Raw genomic sequence first — 4,412 nt, forward strand, 5'->3', positions numbered from 1 at the left:
CCTCGTATGCCCCCATCCGCCAGACGATTTCGATGTGGTTCCAAGCCATATAGGCGCCGAGGATAAAGGTGGCGGCGATCAAGGCAACGTCGATGACCAGCCCCAATCCTCTTCCCCACCCACCAGAGGCACGGGAGGTGGGGAAGAGGATAAAGATCAGGGTGAAGCCGAAGGCCATGTGAATGGGTCTCTGCTGCAGGAGTGGCAGAACTCCGAAATAGCTTGTGGCGAGCTGAAAGACCGACCAAGCCACCGCAACCACGGAAGCGAAAATCCAGGCCAGTCGAGAAACCTGATCCGCCCGCACCTCTCCATCGTCCGGCACCACCCCTTGGCCCATGCCTCAGTCCTTTCCTGTCTCTAAGTTATCTAATTCCAACTACTTCAGCACGCCCACTTCCTTCAGGTATCGCTCAGCACCCGGGTGAATCGGAACGACGAAGAGCTTTTTCTCGTAATAACGCTTGGTCTGCTCCAGCGAGATCATGGCGGCCGCCGGGTGAATTTTCTTCAAAGCATCGTGGTTGGCGTATAGCGTCTTGACCACCTTGTAAATTAGATCCGCAGAGGTGTCCTTATGGGTGACCACGAGACCGTGACGACCCGCAACAGGAATCGCTTGGTTCTGTCCCGGATAGGTGTTTGCCTTTAACATGACGGACCGCCAAACCGGGAAGTGGGTTTCGAAATAATTGATCGCCTTCTGATTTTCGAATCCGACAATTCTTCCTCCCATAGTGGTCATAAATTCCATCACTGTCCGGTTGATCCGATGAACGACCATGTAACCCGCGTGGATGGACTTATCCTTCAGGGCGTTCCCCTGCGCGGTATAGGAAAGAAATCGAGTTGTGTAGTCGCTGGGGTTGAGCCCATGGGACTTAAGGACTGACTGCAGGGCCAACAGGCCAGCCGGAGAGGGAACACCTATCTTCTTTCCTTTCAGATCGGTCGCCTTCGTGATATTCGAGTCTTTGCGGACCAAAAAGGCGTCGCCGATGTCAATGAAAGCCATGACGGAACGCAGATTGCCTAGCTTCTGCTTGAACTCCCTTTGGCCGTTCCACGCCCGGGCCGCCGTATCCAGCAGACCCGACCCAATGGTCAACTCACCTGAGTTCACCAGCCGAAGCGCGTGGGCGGAGCCGGAGGTCGTTTCGACCGCGGGTCTGATATCACCCGACTTGTCCTCCAGCACCTTCGCCATGGCCGCCATCACTTGATAGTAGGTTCCCCCCGGCGCGCCGCCTCCCAGCGTGATCCGTGTCGCCGCCTGGGCCCATTGGCCAAAAAACAACACCAGGCTCATCACAGCTACCACCAACCCCATCTTTCTGCTTCGCATGTCATTCCTCCTTTTCCACCAAGTGACAACTCGCGGAGTGCCATGAGTGATTACTGCGAAGGAGACCGATTCCTCCGCATCTCATGAACACCCTCCTTCTCCTCCATACCTCGTTTCCCGTCGCATACCCTTAAATGTTTTCGGAAATTCCACGCGCTACGCGCGGCTACGAGCGGCACGGTTACCGATCAACTCCAAGACAGCATTCAGTGTCGGCGCAGACATCTGCAGTGGGGGAAGCCCACGGGCCGTCGTGGCGGGATCCTTGATCCCCGCCGATGTGAGAATCGCCACCACGCCGTTCGCCCAGCCCGCTCGGCCTTCTTTCACCAAACGCTCCAGGGCGGCCAGGGCAATGACGCTCGAAGCTTCTCCATAAAGACCCTCCTCTCGCGCGAGGGTATGTTGCATCGCAAGAATCTCTTCTTCCCCTACCTGTACCGCGGTCCCGCCGGATTCAAGCAGGGCGGCGTATCCCTGGTAGGTGCTCCGCGAAGTAATGAGGTTGAAAGCAGCGGACTGGCTGACCTCACTCTCCCCCTCCCAAGGGTTCCCCTTTTCCAGAGAACGGCTCAGCCAGCCCGAAACCTCCGCCGCCACCATCTGGGGGCAGCGGTCTGTAAGTCCAAGTGTTTGAAGTTCCTTGAATCCTTTCCAGATTCCGTAGAGGCCATCTCCGTAACAGGTGGGTACGATCACCGCGCCGGGAACCTGACGCCCCCTCTGTTCCCAAATTTCATAGGCAATAGTCTTGTAGCCCTCGACCCCGTAGAAATTGCTCCCAATGGGTGGAGAAATGTAATTACTGATTGGAAACCAGCTTTCCCGTTCCACCCCTTCCCTCAAGACCACCCACCGATCGGCGGGTTTGGGAAGGGCGACGATATGAGCGCCCGTAACCTGTATCGCTACACGTAACGGCTCTGGAATTGACGCCAAGGTGAGCACCACGCAGGAGAGCCCGGCCGCGGCTGCGTAAGCGGCGAGTGAGGAACCCTGGTTGCCGGTCGATGAGACGGCAACGGTTCTCGCTCCTGATGCTCTTGCCTTCGCTACAGCGACGGCACAGAACCTGTCCTTGAACGATCCGGTGGGGTTGCGCGATTCGTCCTTGATCCAAAGGTCCTCACAGCCCAGAGCGGTCCCGATGCGCCTGGCGGGCAACAAGGGCGTCCCTCCTTCCCCCAGTGTCACCGCGCATTCCGCTTCCACGGGCAAGAGCGGGTGGTACCTCCAGATCGAATTTCCCTTTCCTGGATCGGGCTCTGAGATCGCCTTGCTTGAAATTCCGTCGTAATCGTAGGTGAGCGTCAGGTTCGAACGGGAATGGTCCGTCGCGCAATTCGGGCATCCCTCGAACCAAATATCCGATGGATGGGATGCCGCGCAACGAATGCAAACCGATCCCGAAGGTTTCCCCATCTCCGGTAATCTCCCCCTGCACGACGAAAAGCGAAGAGTCAGGACGTTCCAATCTGTGTCGTTTCCCAGCAGGCCGCAATCTCGCGAATGCCGTTGATCGCCTCGGCCGAGGTCATCAGCTCCCAAAGCTCTTGCCCGCCCAGGGGGCTATCGCCCGCGTTCAGGCAACCTCGCACTTCGGATGGACCCTTCAACGATATCATCTCACTGCTTTCCTCAAATTATGCGCCTTTCGATTTGCGGGCTGAGTAATTCACCATCAAATCCCGGATCAACTCGAAATTTTCAACCGGCTCGATCACCAGTTCTTCGGCGTCCTCGGGCACCTTCTCGAGACAGGTCAACCGGGAACGGCCGTTTATCTTAGCGAAGCAGGTGTTGCACATTGTGTCCCTGCAAAGGTAACGGCGGAAATCGAGTGACGGGTCGACGAAGGTGCAGATGTACTCAAGCACGTCAAGGACGCGAAGCTTTCCTTCTCTCTCAACCTCGTACACGTCGAACCGAGGCTTCTCGTCCTTAGTAGGATCAAATCGAAAGATCCGCACTTTTAACATGAAGCGACGATTCTCCTGGTTTGAGGAATTTTAATTCGACCGGAACAGTGGAAAACTCGGGCCCCTCCCCCTTGGTACGGACAATAACGTTCTTCAGCCACTCGGGATCGGTCTCAGGAAAGTCCGTTCGGTAATGGGCGCCGCGCGACTCCGTCCGTATCAGGCAGGAATTGACGACGAGCTCCCCCAGCTGAACTATCATCTCGGTCTCAATCGTCCGGGCCAAGGCAAATTTCCCAGACACCCCGGCGCCGGACCGCATCCGGGGTATAAGGGCCTTCAACTCTTGAATCTCTTGGGCGGCCTCGCCCAGCCCCTCACCGGTCCGGATGATCCCGGCCTTCTCATAGAGCAGCTCCCGGACGCGCATGCAAATCTCCGAGAAGGGAATCTCGTCCTCTTCGCCGCGGGAAACATAGCCCAGGACCTTCTCCTCAGCCTTCCGGATCTGCTCTTCATCGAGAGGCCGAAGGGGCCTCCCCTCAGAAGCAGCTTTTTCCCCTGCGATTTCGCCGAACACCATGCACTCGGGAAGGGCATTGCCCGCGAGCCGGTTTGCCCCGTGGATGCCCCCCGTCACCTCCCCCGCGGCATAAAGACCCGGAACGCTAGTCCGCGCCCCCGTATCGATACGGACCCCGCCGAGCGTATAGTGGTATGTGGGCGCAACCTCGAAACGGTCGGTTTTGATTCCGAATTTTTCCTTCCATACGTAGGTTCGGGGCCGGTCCTTTTTGAATTCGTCGAAGCCCGGAATGTCTGTCGTGTCGGCCCAGACACCCCCGTGCTCGGTTCCCCGTCCCTCGGCGATCTCAAGGAAAATCTTTCGGGAGAGGATGTCCCGGGAGACGTCTTCACATTCTTCGGGAAAGTCTCGGGCCATGAACCGTTCGCCGTGGTTGTTGTAGAGCTTCATTCCCATCTTCCACAACTGGCTGCTCGTGACGATGACCCCGCGGAGCGAGGAAGGATATACGAACGCAGTCGGAAAAAACTGATGAAGCTCCATATCGATGAGCTCGGCACCGACATCGTAGGCCATCGCCAGGCCATCTCCGCAGGCACCGGCCTCCATGTCGGTCACGCTG

At 57.5% G+C, this 4,412-nt stretch carries 6 protein-coding genes; all 6 read right to left on the reverse strand.

The features are described from left to right. Positions 1-340: hypothetical protein (locus O2807_12595; GenBank protein MDA1001338.1), on the reverse strand; the 340-nt coding region annotated here is incomplete at its 3' end. Positions 341-379: 39 nt separating this feature from the next. Then, entirely contained in the window at positions 380-1,345 is a 966-nt protein-coding gene (locus O2807_12600) for a TAXI family TRAP transporter solute-binding subunit (protein MDA1001339.1), read from the reverse strand. 156 nt (positions 1,346-1,501) lie between these two features. After that, positions 1,502-2,767 carry a pyridoxal-phosphate dependent enzyme gene (locus O2807_12605; protein MDA1001340.1) on the reverse strand — a complete coding sequence of 422 codons (1,266 nt, stop codon included), beginning with the start codon at positions 2,765-2,767 and terminating at the stop codon, positions 1,502-1,504. A 38-nt stretch (positions 2,768-2,805) separates the two neighbouring features. Further along, the gene (locus O2807_12610; GenBank protein MDA1001341.1) at positions 2,806-2,970 is read right to left on the reverse strand and encodes a hypothetical protein; all 165 of its coding nucleotides are present in this window, start codon (positions 2,968-2,970) and stop codon (positions 2,806-2,808) included. 18 nt (positions 2,971-2,988) lie between these two features. Further along, positions 2,989-3,264: a 2Fe-2S iron-sulfur cluster-binding protein gene (locus O2807_12615; protein MDA1001342.1), complete on the reverse strand. Its 276-nt coding sequence runs from the start codon at positions 3,262-3,264 to the stop codon at positions 2,989-2,991. 31 nt (positions 3,265-3,295) lie between these two features. Then, on the reverse strand, positions 3,296-4,412 hold a 1,117-nt coding region (locus tag O2807_12620), incomplete at its 5' end, for an FAD-binding protein (GenBank protein MDA1001343.1).

This window comes from bacterium (assembly GCA_027622355.1).
In the GTDB taxonomy this organism is placed as follows: domain Bacteria; phylum UBA8248; class UBA8248; order UBA8248; family UBA8248; genus JAQBZT01.